The organism is Flavobacterium frigidimaris, from assembly GCF_002217275.1.
GTDB classification, from domain to species: Bacteria; Bacteroidota; Bacteroidia; order Flavobacteriales; family Flavobacteriaceae; genus Flavobacterium; species Flavobacterium aquidurense.
Genome location: NZ_MUGV01000051.1, coordinates 26,614 through 42,776, shown reverse-complemented (window position 1 = coordinate 42,776; position 16,163 = coordinate 26,614). Strand labels below are relative to the sequence as shown.

At 35.6% G+C, this 16,163-nt stretch carries 13 protein-coding genes; 2 read left to right on the top strand and 11 right to left on the bottom strand.

Annotated features, from left to right (window positions below):
- Positions 1 to 140 precede the first annotated feature (140 nt).
- Together B0A65_RS22530 and B0A65_RS22525 are read left to right on the top strand one after the other, a co-directional pair.
- Entirely contained in the window at positions 141 to 1,649 is a 1,509-nt protein-coding gene (locus B0A65_RS22530; RefSeq protein WP_074663987.1) for a rhamnogalacturonan acetylesterase, read from the top strand.
- A gap of 48 nt (positions 1,650 to 1,697) precedes the next feature.
- Complete coding sequence (locus tag B0A65_RS22525; protein WP_074663984.1) at positions 1,698 to 2,150, top strand: hypothetical protein; 453 nt, start codon at positions 1,698 to 1,700, stop codon at positions 2,148 to 2,150.
- A gap of 84 nt (positions 2,151 to 2,234) precedes the next feature.
- Here B0A65_RS22525 and B0A65_RS22520 read toward each other — a convergent pair whose 3' ends face one another.
- The 11 genes from B0A65_RS22520 to B0A65_RS22475 all read right to left on the bottom strand — a co-directional run bounded on the left by B0A65_RS22520 (position 2,235) and on the right by B0A65_RS22475 (position 15,674).
- Complete coding sequence (locus B0A65_RS22520) at positions 2,235 to 2,411, bottom strand: histone H1 (RefSeq protein ID WP_029272605.1); 177 nt, start codon at positions 2,409 to 2,411, stop codon at positions 2,235 to 2,237.
- A 232-nt stretch (positions 2,412 to 2,643) separates the two neighbouring features.
- Positions 2,644 to 4,023, bottom strand: a complete 1,380-nt coding sequence (locus B0A65_RS22515) for a sulfatase-like hydrolase/transferase (protein ID WP_242670340.1) — start codon at positions 4,021 to 4,023, stop codon at positions 2,644 to 2,646.
- Between the two features lie 16 nt (positions 4,024 to 4,039).
- Complete coding sequence (locus tag B0A65_RS22510; RefSeq protein ID WP_074664003.1) at positions 4,040 to 6,454, bottom strand: glycosyl hydrolase 115 family protein; 2,415 nt, start codon at positions 6,452 to 6,454, stop codon at positions 4,040 to 4,042.
- A 241-nt stretch (positions 6,455 to 6,695) separates the two neighbouring features.
- The gene (locus B0A65_RS22505; RefSeq protein ID WP_074663980.1) at positions 6,696 to 8,024 is read right to left on the bottom strand and encodes a rhamnogalacturonidase; all 1,329 of its coding nucleotides are present in this window, start codon (positions 8,022 to 8,024) and stop codon (positions 6,696 to 6,698) included.
- A gap of 19 nt (positions 8,025 to 8,043) precedes the next feature.
- Positions 8,044 to 8,175 (bottom strand): hypothetical protein, encoded by a 132-nt coding sequence (locus tag B0A65_RS23630; RefSeq protein WP_262490047.1) that lies wholly within the window; start codon positions 8,173 to 8,175, stop codon positions 8,044 to 8,046.
- A gap of 123 nt (positions 8,176 to 8,298) precedes the next feature.
- Complete coding sequence (locus B0A65_RS22500; protein WP_074663978.1) at positions 8,299 to 9,639, bottom strand: TolB-like translocation protein; 1,341 nt, start codon at positions 9,637 to 9,639, stop codon at positions 8,299 to 8,301.
- A gap of 255 nt (positions 9,640 to 9,894) precedes the next feature.
- Entirely contained in the window at positions 9,895 to 11,247 is a 1,353-nt protein-coding gene (locus tag B0A65_RS22495) for a glycoside hydrolase family 88/105 protein (RefSeq protein ID WP_074663975.1), read from the bottom strand.
- A gap of 30 nt (positions 11,248 to 11,277) precedes the next feature.
- Positions 11,278 to 12,564: a DUF4861 domain-containing protein gene (locus B0A65_RS22490; protein WP_074663973.1), complete on the bottom strand. Its 1,287-nt coding sequence runs from the start codon at positions 12,562 to 12,564 to the stop codon at positions 11,278 to 11,280.
- A 151-nt stretch (positions 12,565 to 12,715) separates the two neighbouring features.
- The gene (gene rhaM / locus B0A65_RS22485; RefSeq protein ID WP_074663970.1) at positions 12,716 to 13,045 is read right to left on the bottom strand and encodes an L-rhamnose mutarotase; all 330 of its coding nucleotides are present in this window, start codon (positions 13,043 to 13,045) and stop codon (positions 12,716 to 12,718) included.
- 24 nt (positions 13,046 to 13,069) lie between these two features.
- The gene (locus B0A65_RS22480) at positions 13,070 to 14,140 is read right to left on the bottom strand and encodes a glycoside hydrolase family protein (protein ID WP_074664001.1); all 1,071 of its coding nucleotides are present in this window, start codon (positions 14,138 to 14,140) and stop codon (positions 13,070 to 13,072) included.
- Between the two features lies 1 nt (position 14,141).
- Positions 14,142 to 15,674, bottom strand: a complete 1,533-nt coding sequence (locus B0A65_RS22475; protein WP_074663967.1) for a sialate O-acetylesterase — start codon at positions 15,672 to 15,674, stop codon at positions 14,142 to 14,144.
- Positions 15,675 to 16,163: the final 489 nt, after the last annotated feature.

The following is a 16,163-nucleotide window of genomic DNA, read 5'->3' as shown; positions in this document are numbered from 1 at the left end:
CGCAAGGTTCGCTAAGAATTACGCGATGTACGCAAAGCTTTGCAGTCTTTGCGGTTAAGTAAGCTCATTTCACAACTCACAACTCACAACTCACAATTCACAACTCACAATTCACAACTCACAATTCACAATTAAAAAACATGAAATCAATTAAAATACTTTCTGTCTTCATTTTGGCAGTATTATTTTTCAATTTTACTTCAAAACAAGACAACAAACCAACTGTTTACATGGTTGGAGATTCAACCGTGAAAAATGGCAAAGGCGACGGAACCGGCGGACTTTGGGGTTGGGGCGATTATATTGGACAGTTTTTGGACACTACAAAAGTCCATATCGAAAATCATGCTTTGGGCGGAACAAGTTCGAGAACTTTTCAGGATAAAGGTTTATGGATTGAAGTTTTAAACAAACTTAAAAAAGGTGATTACGTTTTGATTCAGTTTGGGCATAATGACGACGGTCCCTTAAACGATACTATTCGTGCCAGAGGAACAATCAAAGGTATTGGAAATGAAACTCAGGAAATCGATAATTTAATTACCAAAAAACATGAAACGGTTCACAGTTACGGATGGTATATTGAGAAAGTAGTTAAAGAAGCAAAATCAAAAGGTGCCATTCCGATTATTTGTTCGCCGATTCCGAGAAACGACTGGAAGGACGGAAAAGTACCTTGCAACGATCAATCATACGGCTTATGGGCCAAACAAATTGCTGAAAAGGAAAAAGTAACTTTCATCAATTTGAATGAAAAAATGGCTGTTGAAATGGAAAAATTTGGTGAAGCAAAAGTAACCGGAACTTATTTCTACAAAAAAGACCATACACATACTTCTGCAAAAGGCGCTGTCCTTTCGGCTTCAATTATTATTACTGAATTGAAAGCGAGTAAAAATTCTTTAAAAAATTACATTTTACCAAATCCAAAAATTGTACTTCCGGCTAAGAAAAAAGTCTTTTTAATTGGCGATTCTACCATGGCCAGTAATGACGGTAATCCTGATGCTGTGGGTTGGGGCGTTGCTTTTCCTAAATATTGTGATACCACGAGAATTGAAGTAATCAACAAAGCACGAGGTGGAAGGAGCACCAGAACTTTTGTTAATGAAGGACTTTGGGAGGAAGTGAAAAACCAATTGCAACCCGGAAATTTTATTCTGATTCAGTTTGGACATAACGACGCGGGTGCAGTTGACAAAGAAAAACTAAGAGGTTCCTTAAAAGGAAATGGTGACGAAACGCAGGAAGTAACACGCCCTGATGGCTCAAAAGAAATTGTAAATACTTTTGGCTGGTATATGGCAAAATTTATCAGAGAAGCCAAAGAAAAAGGTGCAATTCCGATTGTTTTAAGTCAAACACCAAGAAACGAATGGCCAAATGATAAGGTAGAACGCAGAACTGATACTTATGGCACCTGGTCGAAAATTGCAGCCGATAAAGAAGGCGCTTTTTATATTGATTTAAATGAAATTGTGGCCCAGAAATATGAAGCTTTAGGAAAAGAAAAAGTAAAAACATTCTTTCCGAAAGATCATACGCATACCGGTTTGGAAGGCGCCACACTAAATGCACTAACTGCTGCAGAAAGCATTAAGAAACTAAAAGACTGTAACTTAAAAGATTATATTGAAATACCTAAATAATTTGCCTTAGAAAGCTTTATATTTATTCTTATTTGTAAAGTGTCAAAAATGAAAGCAAAAGTTTATTTACTACTGATACTATTTTCGTTAGTAGGCTGTAATATGCAGAATTCTATTGAAGAAAATTTAATAACAGAATCTGATGAACATTGGGTGTATTATAATTCAAACTCAACTCATTTTACCTATTTTAAATTTAATAAAGATAAATTGAGTCATCGCTTCAAAAGAAATGAAAAAGGACAACTTTACGAATATCATGATGAAGGAGATGTTGACAAAGTGCCTAAAAAATGGTCTGTATCAAAAGATAGCGTTTTAACCTGGGGAAAATTTAAATATGATGTTGTCAGCTATTCTAAAAGTACTATTATTTTAACCTTTCCTATCGCGAAAGAACCATTTGCAGGTTATATCTTTTTAGTAAAACAAAAAGACAGTGAAATAAAAACGGGGCCAAGCGTATTTGAGCAGAAAAGCCTTAAACATCGTGAAAGATAATTCACCTAAATAATTACAGAAACACTCATAAAAAAACCTCGTTTAATTGCTTAAACGAGGTTTTTATTTTTTGAATACGAAGTATTATTTTTTTGATTCTTCGATAGAAACTTTTCTGAATTCTTTTAAAAGTTTTTCAATTTCTAAAGTAGCTTTACGAGCTCTTGGTCCAGCAGCTTTGATTCCTTTTTCAGTTAAAGATTCAGCTTCTGCTTTGAATGCGTCAATTTCGGCGTTGATTTTTACTAATAGATCTTTCATGCTTATACTTGTTAAATTAAGGCGCAAAAATAAAAGTTTGCTTGATAGATAACGCATGTTTAGTGTTAAAATTGTAACTCTTTTTACCGTTTTAGTTAATAATAAATTAACCTCCAGGCTTTGCGCCTTACTATCAATTCATTACATAAAAAATAAAAATCAATCTTTTTTCTTCTTACTACTTAATTCTGACCTCTTAGTATCTATTTACAGTACTTTTTCTACCGCTATTTTATTTAATATTCTCGTTATTCACCTTTTTCGCATCCTTTTTAAACTGATTCTCAAGTGCCATTTTCATTTGTGTCGCGATTGCCTCGTTTTGGTTCCAGACATTATTTTTTTCTTCCGGATCTTTTTCGATATTGTAAAGTTCATAATCCTCAGGAATTCCTTTAAGATGTCGCGTTCTGATTATTTTCCAGGGTTTACTGATTAGACATTCCTGCAAATGACCTCGAATGTAAATTTCTTTATTAGGAATCGCTTTGTTTTGAGAAATCGCCGGCCAAACATTGATCCCTTCTACGGTTTGAGGTAGTTTATTGTCACCCGCAAGGAATAAAATACTGGGCAATAAATCAATAACTGAGATATAACCTGAATTTTTATAACTTTTCAAATGGTCTTTCCAATACATCACACACGGAACTCTGACAGCACCTTCATAATTCGACGTTTTCCAGTCCCTAAGAGGTTTATTATCTCCAAGAGTAGCATTGGATGGATGGACGCCGTTATATTCATTTTTGGAATCCCAATTTTCCATAGCGCCGTTATCACTCATAAAGATCACCAAGGTATTTTTATCGAGTTTTTGCTCCTTCAATTTTTCAAGCAATATTCCTATGCTGTTATCCAAATGACTCACGGCGGCAGCATAATCCCTTCTTGAACTGTCTTTAATCGAATTCATATAAGGTTCTTTCCATTTTTGCTCTTCCTGTAAAGGAAAATGCGGGGCACTGTAAGCAACTTGTAAAAAGAAACTTTTATTGGAATCACGAATTTCCGAAAGCCACTTGATGGTTTCATTCGTTATTAAGTCGGTCACATGGCCTTTCTCTTCTACAAACTCACCATTTCTATGCCAACTTTTATCTCCATTTTTATATAGATGCGTGTATTGATCTAATTGTCCGTGTAAAAAACCGTACGAGTAATCAAACCCATACGCTTTAGGTCCACTACTGAGTTGTAATCCTAAATGCCATTTTCCAATCAGTGCTGTCTGATAGTTATTCTGGTGCAATAATTTTGGCAAAGTAGGTATTGAGTCTGGTAGTTTTGTCTGATCCCTGTCTCCAATTGGAGCCACAATTCCCATACGACTCGAAGGTCTTCCTGTCAATAAACTGGCTCTTGTTGGAGAACAGGTAGGATTAACATAAAAACGGTCTAATTGTACACCGTTCTTAGCTAAAAGATCAATGTTGGGTGTTTTGATTATAGAACCATGATAACCTACATCATTCCATCCCAGATCATCCGCAATAATCAAAATAATATTTGGTTTTTCAATTGATTTCTTTACTGTATTCTGACTATATGAAATTGAAAAACAAAGCAATAAAATCACTACTAACCTTGTTCCTGTATTCTTGTTTTTCATCATTTTAAAATTTAAATTAAATCTTTGAATCTTTTACTGTTATATAATCCAATACAATTCCGGTCTGATTGACTTCTACCTTGATTGTATGTTTTCCTTTTTGCAAATTAGATGCAGATACTTTTATAATAGCACTATTTCGTAATACATTTTCCTTCCAGGTTGTATCACGATCTTTGGTATTTGTTTTGAAAAACTGAGTTACATTTCCATCAATCTGAACTCCTATTTCATGATCAAAATTATTAGAATGCGTGGGCAACAAATGAACTTCAATTTCATATTCTCCTGTATTTTCTATTTCAAATTCGTAACAGACAAAAGGCTTTTCTGTTTTAAAATAGTGTTGTTTCAACGGAAATAAAGTAATCGCATTATCACTATATCCTAATCCGTTAATGGTCTTCCATTGATATTCTCTCGTCTCTTTTTTAGAGACAAATTGATTCGCCTGAATCACAATTTGCTTCGAACTTGTTTTTGCTGATTCAGTAGAAAATGTATTCTTTTTTATGGAATCAAAAACTGGTAAATTTCTCGGCTGCAGCGACATCATATGATTCCATTTACCACTGCTCAGTTTTGCATTATAAAAATCGGTAAGATCTTTTATTTTTTGGTAGGCTTCCGCCGATAATGAATCGTATTTTTTCTTCTCATTTTCATCTGAAGTTCTCGCTTCTAAATTCCAATACAAAAATTTAAAATTCATATATGCCGCTCCCTTTACAGGATAAACAACTAATTGAAACCAGGCGTCTTTGCGCTCTTCCGGAATAGATGAAGTTAAACTGTCTACCTTTTCAATAAGAGTTTTGTACGCTTTAATTCGGCTCCAAATTTCGTCAACAGAAAAATCAGAAAGCTTTATAGGAGTTGTGGGTTCAGTTTGGCTCCATCCCATATATTCCGGTTTTCTAAGGAATGCCAAACGGTAATATTCGTCAAAAATCGTACTTACTTCTACACTAATTTTAGGCGAAAATTCTCTTGCAGCCCAATCATTCGAATAAGCCTTTAATCCATCCGATTTTATACTGTTGATATTCCACGCCAAATCTAAAAAAAGTTCCGTATCGTACTCTGCAGGTTTGATATCACCAACATTGACAATCCACATCTTTTTGGCACCGTTTTCGTAAGCCTTATTCATCTCATACCAAATTAAACCTGGCTGTGTTGTGCTGAGCCACAGATAATCGTGAGGTCTTCCCCAATAACTAATATGATAATAAACACCGCTTCCTCCTGCCCTTTTTTGTTCCTTCTCATTACTCAGACGGCGTATATAACCGTAATTATCATCAGGCCAAACTAACGTAATATCGTCCGGAACTTTGAGTCCGTTATCGTATAATTCCAATACTTCTTTGTAAGGAACGAAAGCTTGCGGAATGGCTGACAGCGGTTTTTTAAAAGTATTTGAAAGCATTTTACGCTGGTTCAAAATGATTTTTTCGACCATATCAATTGATGCTGCCAAGTCTTTCGCACCTTCCATTTTACTGTCGTGTACGCCGCGCATTCCCAATGTCATGATGGTTTCGTTTTGAGATTTTTTTATTTCGTCTAAACGATCCTGCCAATATTTATCGACTTGAGTTTTATTGGTAAAATAATTGTATTCGCCATAAATTTCAGGTTTCCATTCATCGACATTATTGCGTAGCATTGGTTCTGCGTGTGAGGAACCGATAACAATATGGTATTTTTGTGCCATTTCCTTATTCCCCGGAAGGGTAAAAAAACCTTTTGTAGAAGGATGCATAGCCGGCCAAATCGTGTTGGCCTTTAATCGCAACAACAATTGAAAAATTTTCTCATACGTTTTTGGACCAATATCCCCTGTTTCCGGTTCAAATGTTTTAGCCGCCCAGGGTTGTAATGCCCAATCTTCGTCATTTAAAAAAACACCTCGATATTGTACAGATGGAGATGCAATTATTCCCTTACGGGGAAGTTGTAATGCCAGCTTTTCTTTTTTTATCGGATGTACATCAGCCCACCATTTCCATGGCGAAATTCCGAGGCGTTCTGCAATTTCAAAAATGGCGTAAACAGTTCCCCTAACATCTGATCCCATTACTAAAAGATTCTCTTGCTCTTTTTGAATGGAAAATTTCTCCCCTTGATTTGCAAATTCTTTTCTGTTTTTTTGAGATTGAAATAAACTGGAGGAGGCTTCTCCGATATAAATTCCGTTTTTAGAGATTGTATTATTTTGAATAATTTCTGGTCGTTTTCCTGTTATCTCTTTAACATCATCAGCTAAATCATTTATTGCCCAGAGAATTAATGCATCTGTGTTTTTATCAATATAAATAGTGGCTGTTTGATTTTTATCCGCAATTAAAAAGTCAACTGAATTTTTATCCTGACTGTAGGAAGTTAAAGTTGAAATTGCGAAGATAAATGCCAGAAATTTATTCATGATTTTTTTTTTGCCATAAAGGCGATAAGACAAAGTTTTTATTCTCATTTTTTTGTCATTCCGAGGAACGAGGAATCCCCGCGAGAAGCTCTACAAAGATTGGCGAATTTCTGTAAGGAGTTACTTGCGGGGATTCCTCGTTCCTCGGAATGACAAACTTTGTGGTCACTTTGCGTTAGACGCACTGCTGTGCGCTTCTACAAAACCTTAGAATCTCAGTACCTTAGCAACTTAGAACCTTCTATTCCACAAGCACCTTATTCACATAAACATTCTTAAAAGTTACTCCTTTAATCAAACTTTTATCAATCTCTGTTTTAGTAGATTCTATATTTAAATTTTCGAAAGTGAAATTGGACAGACGAACATTCGGATCATTTTCTACACCGTAAAAAGTGTCACATTTTAATTCGATGTTTTTTAAAGTAACATTATCTCCATACGAAAGCGGGATATCAGGACGTCCTTTTAGGTCAAAAAACTGTTTCCATCCAAAGATTGCCAAACCGGTTTTTGCTGAACCTTTAATATCTTCTACTCTAATGTATTCATATCTTTGAGGGGTATCCGGACGCATTTTTAACCATAATAATCGTGATGCTCCGTCGATTTTACAGTTACGCATAATTACGTTTCTGTTGTGAATAGCTTCACTTCCATTGGTTAAAGACGAATGACAGAAACCAAAATTACAGTCTTCAATAATGATATTTGAGTTTGGTCCGTTGTTTTTATCCTGGTCTGCGTAAGGTCCTTTTCCGCCTTTTAAAGCAATCGCATCGTCGTTAACTGACAAGAAGCACCCTTTTACTAAAAAGTTGCTGCAAATATCAATATCGATCGCATCTGTGCTTGGTGCTTTATCTTTTAGGTGCGGTGAAGAGATATACAAATCCAGCATTTTTACATTATTGCATTTGTAGAAATGATTCGTCCAAAAGCCGGAATTGATCAGTTTTACATCCTGCAATTGCACGTTATTTGAATTCCATATAAAAACCAATCTTGGTCTTGAAACTTCCAAATTAGTACATTTTGGATTTTCTTTACGGCGCGCCCAGAAAGCATCCCAGTATTTTTTTCCGTTTCCGTTGATGGTCCCTTTTCCTGAAATCGAAAAATTATCCACTCCGTATGCATTTACCAATGCAGGAAAATAATCCAGATTCTGGCCTTCCATTCTGGATGGCATGATTGGATAATTGGCAATATCATCTGAACCTTTTAAGACACCGCCTTCACTAACATATAAAGCTGTTTTTGGCTTGAAAAATAAAGCTCCACTCAAATAAACTCCTTTCGGAATTACAACTACGCCTCCACCATTTGCAGCGGCTTTATCTATTACTTTCTGAATTGCAACGGTCTGAATTTTGGTACTATCCTTTCCAACTCCAAAATCGGTTATCGTATATTTTTTTCCTAAATCTTTTAATTGAAGTTTGGTGTAATCTTTAAACCAAGGTGTAATTTCACTTCCGTCAGGAAATGTATCATTGGCATATTTTTGCGAAAATGCGGCCTGAGAAATTCCCAAAACACATATAGCTAAAGCGAAAAACTTTTTCATTGTACGTTATTTTAAATATCTAATTTTTTATTTTTATCTGATTTTCAGAAATGTAATATCCTGTACTTCCATAATTTGATTTTCTTTTATCGGACCAATTTGGTCTTTCTCCGGTTACAGAAACAGTCATTTTATAATTTCCTTTTTTCAAAATTGGAAAAAGAAAGAGTTTTATTCTATTCTCTTTACTTTACTCTATTCTCTTTACTCTATTCTCTTTACTCTATTCTCTTTACTCTATTCTCTATTCTCTTTACTCTATTCTCTTTCTTCTCTATTTACGTTTTAACCATTCTTTTGGCACATTTACAATGCAGATATTCATCGTTTTATTATCTGCAGAAAGCATGGCCGACTGAATTTGAATTTTAGTTCCGTCTCTGTTAAAAGTGGGATGAATATGATCTGCTGCCGTGTCTTTATGTCCTGTTGTCAGCATGATCATTTCGTTTGTTTTTCTGTCGATTAAATATAAACTTCTCGAAAAATCATCTCCAACTGCCCATCTGCCATCTGAAGAGCCATGTACATGCCATAAACCGCTGCCGCTTTTCGTTTGTCCGGCAATAATCATCTCGTGAGTTCTTAAATTTACAATGGCTAAGCCTGTTGGTTTTTCGCGTGTTCCAGAATTCCCCCAATTGCTTTCCTGACCCGGATTTTGCGGATTTCTTATTTCTGTACTTCCGGTAACTTCAACTGGGGCTTCCTTTTGAATATCTATTTTTCGATGCCCCATAATCGCCATGGCAACCTCATCTTTAGAAATTACCGCCTCATGCGTTACCCACTCAAAATCGGATTCAGGATATAAAGGTCTTAATCCTGTTCCGTCTGCCATAACCGTCCAGGTCCTTTGAGGAGATTTTCCTCCGGTTTCCCAACAAAAAACCAATTCACCAGGATTCCAGATATTAGACTGAATATGGCCAACCTGAAAGGGTACTGAAATCACATGTTTGAATTCACCCGTTTTTATATTCATACTGCTAATTCCACCAGGGCCTACGCCCATATTTCTTGGCCCAAAATTTTTCTCAATTTTAATATTTGGATCTAAATGTCTGCCCGCTTCTTCCTTCCCAATTCTAAAATAAACTTTTTCTTCATCAGCATCTAAAGCCATATCTCCGGACGCACCCATTTCTGGATTTGCAACTCCACAAACACGTTCATAAGCAGAAACCGGTCTCATCTTTCCGGCCTGACTGTCTTTAAAAATGCCCTCTAAATTCACTTCCATAATTTGCATTTTATCGCCTTCTGCTTTGCGCATAAAATACAATTTCATCGATTTTTGTGCCATGCATAAAGTTCCTGTATAACCACCTTCGGTCACCTGAACTATTACACCCGACTTTTCATTCACCGCCATCGCTTCATCATTGGCTCTCTTAGACCTAAAAATCAACCATTCTCCATCTGCAGTCCATTGCGGATGTGTTGGATAGGTTTTAGAATCACCAGCCGATTTAGTAGTCAGAAAAATTAAATCAACACCAGTTACCGGATCTTTGATAATCTTTTTTTCTGATGGGAAGCGAGTTCCAATCTGACCAAAAGTTATAATGGTGAATGAGAGGAAAAGTATATTTAGGGATGTTTTTAATTTCATAAGTTTTTTGTTTGATTGAACGCTGCTTTTGCCACAAAGACACTAAGACACAAAATTTTAATTTGTCATCCTCAGGAACGAAGGATCACACCAGAAGTTCCGTAAAGAGATTCGCTAATCTTTGTCGAATCCCGCGTGTAATCCTTCGTTCCTCAGGATGACAAAGAAAGCCCTGAACTTTGGGATTACGACTTTTCGAGAAATGGCTTCAACGTAATGCTAAAACTTCTACCATTTAACTTCTAACCTCTCACATTATTTATGTAAATTATTTTTTCCTTCAATTTTTAATTGAATTGAACTGTCATTTATTTGGAACTGACTATCATTCAACAACAAAATCACTTCGGCTCCAGCTAATAAAACGGGTCCGTAACCGTGAGCCGCAAAGACACTTACAGGACGATAATAATAGAAAGCAGGATCAAAACCCATTCCGGTTCCAACACAGGTTCCTTCTACCTGACCTTTGTCGTTTACTTTTGTTGCTACTGCATTCCACGCTAGTAAAACTGCTGGCGCATAAGTCATTTTATCCACATAACCACGATTAATCGCTCTTGCAATAGAATAGGCATAAATGGCAGTTGCAGAAGTTTCTAAATAGGTGTCATTTTTATCTAATAACTGATGCCAAAAACCTGTTCCATCCTGATATTGAACCAAACCAGCAATATGTTTTTGCAATTGCGCCAAAACCTGAGGGTATCCGGGATGATTTTTTGGAAGAACTTCTAATAATTCTACCATTGTCATAACTGCCCAACCATTGGCTCTCGCCCAATGAAACTGAGGATGCACCGACATTGACTCTACCCAGCCGTGCATATAAATGCCTTTTTGTTCGTTGAACATTCTTTTAGAGAACTGATTCACTTGCTTTACGGCATCATCAAAATATTTTACATCTCCGGTAGCGCTTCCCATTTGGGCAAGTGCCGGTACACTCATAAACATATCGTCCAGCCAAAGTGTATTGTCCTGTGGTCTGTTTCGGGCTAAGGTTCCGTCTTTTAATCTAAATTGTTTGTTGCTGATAAAATCAATATAATTGTTAATAAAAGGATCAGCATTCGCTTTTAAACCTTCTTTTTTTGCTTTGATAAATGCAGCACAAAGTGCACCTGCAAAATCTAACGCTTCAGGGTGAAGCGTTTTGAGCATGTCTTTGTCCTTGATGTTTTTTTCATCATAATTGGCAGCGATATCAGCGATCAACTGTATTCTCTTATTGGTATAATCGGCAAAGTATTTTTCGCCTGTAGCTTTAGAAGCCAAAAGCATTCCGGCATATGTAACGCCCCATTCGTAACTGGTCAATCGAAACGCACCGGGCTCAAACACAATGTCCTGATTCCTTTTTTTATAATCTGTAATAGCCACTTTTGTATTGGCATCTACAATTTTAGAAGCCGAATTTTTATCTAAAAAATTATAGACTCTGTCTAATACCACTTTTATACTTTCCTTTTGCGGAATGACATATGGTGTTGGATAATCTGGCTGCATTAGATGCAATGGTGCAGTGGCATCCGTTTTCTGTGCATTTACAGCTGTACAAACTCCAAACGCAAATAAGGCTATAATTTTGGTTGATTTATAATTCATGGCTAGTGTGTTAGTTTAGTTAAATGAAATTTATTTACTTACGTCAACAGTTATTTTGACTGAAAGTTGTTTCGCCAAAGTGGTTACATAATTGCTGAAATAAGCGGAATCCTTAAAGTTTGGGTCGGCGCTCAATTCCCAACCCGCTATTGCGTAATAACTGATTTCTTTATTGTTTTCTATTGTTAGTTTTGCCAGATAAGAATCTGTCAATTGTCCTGTTTTAGGAGCTTCAATATAACCTTGATATAATTTCTTCGGAACCAAAATCGCTGTTCCTAAAATCCATGTTCGTTCGTAGGTTAAATAATCATGTTGAATAAGGCAAACCCAATCTCCCGCGTCAACAACTTTCAAAGGATTTTTATTGTTCAGGTTTGAAATTGCTGCCAGAAAAGTTTCTTTTCCTTTAAGGCCATCAATCTTAACTGTGTTTTTATAACCGTACATTCCCGGCCAGATTGATGTTGTTTCCTGAACCTGATATTTGTTTCCTGAAGCTTCCCAATTTTGATATTTATAGCTTAAAACCGAATTAACCGGACCTTCGCTTACAATTTTAAAAGTTGTTTTTTCGACATTATTCAAAGTGTCATTTGTCAAAATTCCTAGTCGGTTAATTTTGTCGTTGATCAATAAAGCGTAGCCTCCCAAACCAACGGAATTTCCAACAGGAAAAATATCTCTTCCCCAATCGTACATCACATGGTAATTATCTTCTACGGCACCTTTGCTGTTAATTCCGACATCTTCTGGCGTAATCGCAGGTATTTTTTTTCCAAAAACATCTTTTGAATTTCTTCCATCCAAATAATGTCTGAAACCTACTTTGTCATTTTCCCATGTTGGCCCATCAGTTTGATATCTCTGGAAACCTAATGCTTTATGCACTTCATTTGCCATTAGAACCTCTTCGGTAGCGGGTTTCACGGGTAAATTTTTACCTTCTCTTTTTCCGAAACGAGCACTTGTTTTTATTGGAAACTTAGGGTCAACAGTAGACCATTTTAATTCAACCGTTTTCTTTTCGTTTGGAGCAAAATCAGTTACCAGAAAAAGCTCATCCCATTTTCCGTCGCCATCCAAATCATTGACTTGTGCCGGAATAGTATCGTTTTTATAAATTAAAATCGGATAAACTGTTCCGGTTTCTTTTACCGACAGCTGGCTTCTTTTGATTGTAATTGCTTTTTGCGGCACTACTAGCTCAGAAGTATTTTTTAAGGTAATTGTAGTTCCTTTTGTTTTTTGTTGTGCTTTACAACTTGACAAAATAGTTGCTGTTAAAGCGATTGTAAGATATAAGTTTGTTTTCATTTTATTTTGTTTCAAGTTTTCTTTCTTTCATGTTTTATGTTTCACAATTTTCATTTTTCATTTCACATTTTTCATTTTTCATTTCACATTTTTCATTTCACATTTTTCATTTCACATTTTTCATTTTTCATTTCACATTTTTCAAGATAATTTAATCTAAATGAAAAACCTCTTTTAACGAAATGGCAATTGGCGAATTATCTGGATTTGTTTCCATGATATCTCCCATGTAAGCCCACCACTTTTTAACTATTGGATGATTGGGCAATAACTTTTCATCAAAATCGGAACTAATTTTTTGAACAGCAAAAAGTATCAGTGTTTCTTCATCCAAAAAAATACTATAATCCTGAATTCCGGTTTCTGAAAGTAAAGATTGTAGTTCCGGCCAGATTTCGTCATGTCTCTTTTTATACTCTGCTTCAAAACCAGGTTTTAGTTGCATTTTGAAAGCATTTCTGATTATTGTTTTATTTTCCATTTTTTAGTAAAATTTTATCTTCTTTTAAACTATTTTAAAAATAAACCCCGAAGCAGTTTCATATTTTCCTCCCTGCGAAGCCATAAATAAATAAGTTGCTTTTCCGTTTTGAAATAACAATTGCGGACGTTCTCCACGACCATATCTGTTTAAGTGTTTTGGTGCTTCGGGCTGCTTTATATATTTGTTTAAAGGCTGATATGAAATTAAAGGATCGCTCCAATGAATGCCATCATCAGAGTCCATATATAAACCATTATCCATTCCAAAAACACCCATATCGCGGGCTAACATTTTGAATTTCTTATTTTCATACCAGACAAAAGCGTCTTCACATTGTTTATTATCTCCTAGTTTAGAAAAATCAACTACAGGATTATTTTTATATTTTTCATAAGGGCCGTGTAATGATTTTGAAATTGCTAATCCGTATTTTCTATTTCCTTTAATAGGGAATTTTGGATGTTCGTAATTCTCCGTATCTAACGATTTGTAGTACAACCAATATTCACCATTTGGATGTTTTATAAAAGAAGGATTTGTGGTTAAAAGATCATCCCATTCTCCTTGATTTCCAGGGAGCAATAAAGGTTTATCAGATCTTTCCCATGGGCCATAAAGTGAATCTGCTGTTGCTAATCCCACTCGTTTGGTATTCATTTTTCCATTAGAATTTCCCATAAAAAACAAAGCATATTTTCCATCCACAAAATGAATACTCGGATTATGACAGGTTGTTGCATCCCAGAAACCTTCACCTCGTGGTGCCAAAATTGTACTTACATATTCATAGGGTCCTTCTGGTTTATCAGAAACGGCATGTGCAATTTCAGAACTGCTGATCCAGCCACTCATTCCTTTTGCTTTTGGCCATCTGGAAAAAAACACATGAATTTTACCGTCCGGACCTTCGATTGGGCTATTACACCAAACATAATAATCTTCAAATTCAAGGGCGCGGCCAACTGGTCGAAGACTTTTCTCAAAATCGGAAAGTTTCGGATCCTCCATAAAATCATTGGACATAACCGGAAACGGAAGGCATAACGCCATGACGGCAAGTGAATTTCCTATGATAAATTTTCTTCGATTCATTTTATTTCTTTTGAACTCCAACTTCCCAATCGTCTGTTCTGAAAGGTGATGCCGGTAAATTTTCACTATTGAATAAATTAGGTTCAGGAACTGCTTTCCAGGCAAAACGAACTGCTGCCGGATTTTTTACTTTTGATGAAGAAACCAAAATCGTTTTTCCATCAATTTTTGCCTGTGCCGGATAAAAAACCTGATCGCTTCCTGCAATTTCAAATTCTTTTAAATCATCTGATGGCTTTTTGAAACCGGAATCTACATCATCAAAAAACAATTGAATTTTATCTTTTTTAATTTTTAGATGATTGTAAAGTGGCCCTGAAAACACTAATTTGTCTTCACCATAGGTTTTCGCTCTGGCAATAAGACCCAATCTGTAACCTACGGTTTGTTTGTCTATCGGATGAATATTGGTCGCGTTGCCAACATCTGTAGTAACGACCATTCCAGCATTTGAAATCGTTTTTGAAGCAATTAATTGTGCTTCTCTTATGTCAGGATTCTGACCTTTATGCGGTGCAATCTGTACATAATAAAATGGAAAATCACCTTGTTTCCATTCGTCTCGCCAACTTTTTACCATTGCAGGAAAGAGGCTTCTGTACAAAAATGCTTTTTCAGCATTACTTTCGCCCTGATACCAGATTACCCCTTTCATTGTGTAATTCGTTATTGGATGAAGCATCGCATTATACAACACGAAGGATGTTTTATTTGCTTCTTTTTTAGGCTTTTTTAATTGAATTTTAGATAAATCGTTTGCATTGGCAATTCGCTCATTCTTTACATTCAAATAATACGTTTCCAGTTTTTCCTGATACAGCTTTTCATTTTTAGCATCTTGTTCCAGAATCGGTAAAAAATCTGTATTTTCTTCTAAAATATTCTGGGCCGTCCACGCTTCTGCTTTGGTACCACCCCACGAAGTCGAAATTAATCCGATTGGAACTTTTAATTTTTGGTATAATTCTCTTCCAAAGAAATAAGCGACAGCAGAAAAAGTATAAACATTTGTTGGCGAACATTCTTTCCAGGAACCGTTTACATCGTCTAATGGTCTTGGGGAAGCATTTGTAGCCACAGTAAACAATCTGATATTTGGATAAGAAGCATTTTTAAGTTCTTCTTCATAATTTTTTACGCCTGTTTTCCAGGTTCCGTCTTCCTTCCCGACAGGAAAATACATATTAGACTGACCAGAGCAAATCCATATTTCTCCGATAAGTACATTATTCAGCACAATTTTATTAGAAGCCTGAATAGAGATTGTATACGGTTTGTCACTACCTTGTGGTGTATCAACGCTAATCTTCCAGTTTCCATCCGCATTTGCCAATACATCTATTGAAGTATTTTGCCAGCCTAGCTGAATGTTTATTTTTTCATTTGGAGACGCCCATCCCCATAAATTTACTTTTGAATTCTGTTGTAAAACCATATTATCTGCTACCAAAGCAGGCAATTTTACCTGAGCACAAAGTGTCAATTTAAAGCCTAAAACAAGTAATAAAAAGCAAATATTTTTCAAATAAATCATCGGTAATGTAATTTTAATACTAAAACTTTAAAGATATGCTACTAAATCGATATCGGTATCCTGTGCTTCCCTGTTTATTTCGAGAATACTTTGGTTTCGCGAAACGTTATTATGGGTCAACATTTTATAAACGTAGCCCAAGGTTTTAACATTGCGATTGCAATATGTAATTGCGATTCTTATAATAATTTTCATGGAAAATCTTCGCACGAAAATCTCTATGTGACATACTATGTATCCCAAGGTTGAAACCTCGGGCTATATTTGAAATCTGTATAAAAAAAAAGCATTTTAATTTATAGAATTATCCTAAAATTGTATCAATGTATTTAAAACAAAAAAGGCAGTAACCGAGTTACTGCCTTTTGTAAAATTAAAACCACTTAATTTTACCAATTACCACTTAAATTCCAAACCATTTTTATTAAAAAATTTAACACTCAAATTTATCCATTAAATCATTGATAACTATCCTGTTGTACCCTGTAT

Coding starts and splice junctions, on each gene's coding strand:
- rhaM (WP_074663970.1), bottom strand. CDS start 13,045: ATGGAAAATAAAACAATAATCAGAAATGCTTTCAAAATGCAACTAAAA.
- B0A65_RS22480 (WP_074664001.1), bottom strand. CDS start 14,140: ATGAATCGAAGAAAATTTATCATAGGAAATTCACTTGCCGTCATGGCG.
- B0A65_RS22500 (WP_074663978.1), bottom strand. CDS start 9,639: ATGAAATTAAAAACATCCCTAAATATACTTTTCCTCTCATTCACCATT.
- B0A65_RS22510 (WP_074664003.1), bottom strand. CDS start 6,454: ATGAATAAATTTCTGGCATTTATCTTCGCAATTTCAACTTTAACTTCC.
- B0A65_RS22515 (WP_242670340.1), bottom strand. CDS start 4,023: ATGAAAAACAAGAATACAGGAACAAGGTTAGTAGTGATTTTATTGCTT.
- B0A65_RS22475 (WP_074663967.1), bottom strand. CDS start 15,674: ATGATTTATTTGAAAAATATTTGCTTTTTATTACTTGTTTTAGGCTTT.
- B0A65_RS22530 (WP_074663987.1), top strand. CDS start 141: ATGAAATCAATTAAAATACTTTCTGTCTTCATTTTGGCAGTATTATTT.
- B0A65_RS22505 (WP_074663980.1), bottom strand. CDS start 8,024: ATGAAAAAGTTTTTCGCTTTAGCTATATGTGTTTTGGGAATTTCTCAG.
- B0A65_RS22490 (WP_074663973.1), bottom strand. CDS start 12,564: ATGAAAACAAACTTATATCTTACAATCGCTTTAACAGCAACTATTTTG.
- B0A65_RS22525 (WP_074663984.1), top strand. CDS start 1,698: ATGAAAGCAAAAGTTTATTTACTACTGATACTATTTTCGTTAGTAGGC.
- B0A65_RS22495 (WP_074663975.1), bottom strand. CDS start 11,247: ATGAATTATAAATCAACCAAAATTATAGCCTTATTTGCGTTTGGAGTT.
- B0A65_RS22520 (WP_029272605.1), bottom strand. CDS start 2,411: ATGAAAGATCTATTAGTAAAAATCAACGCCGAAATTGACGCATTCAAA.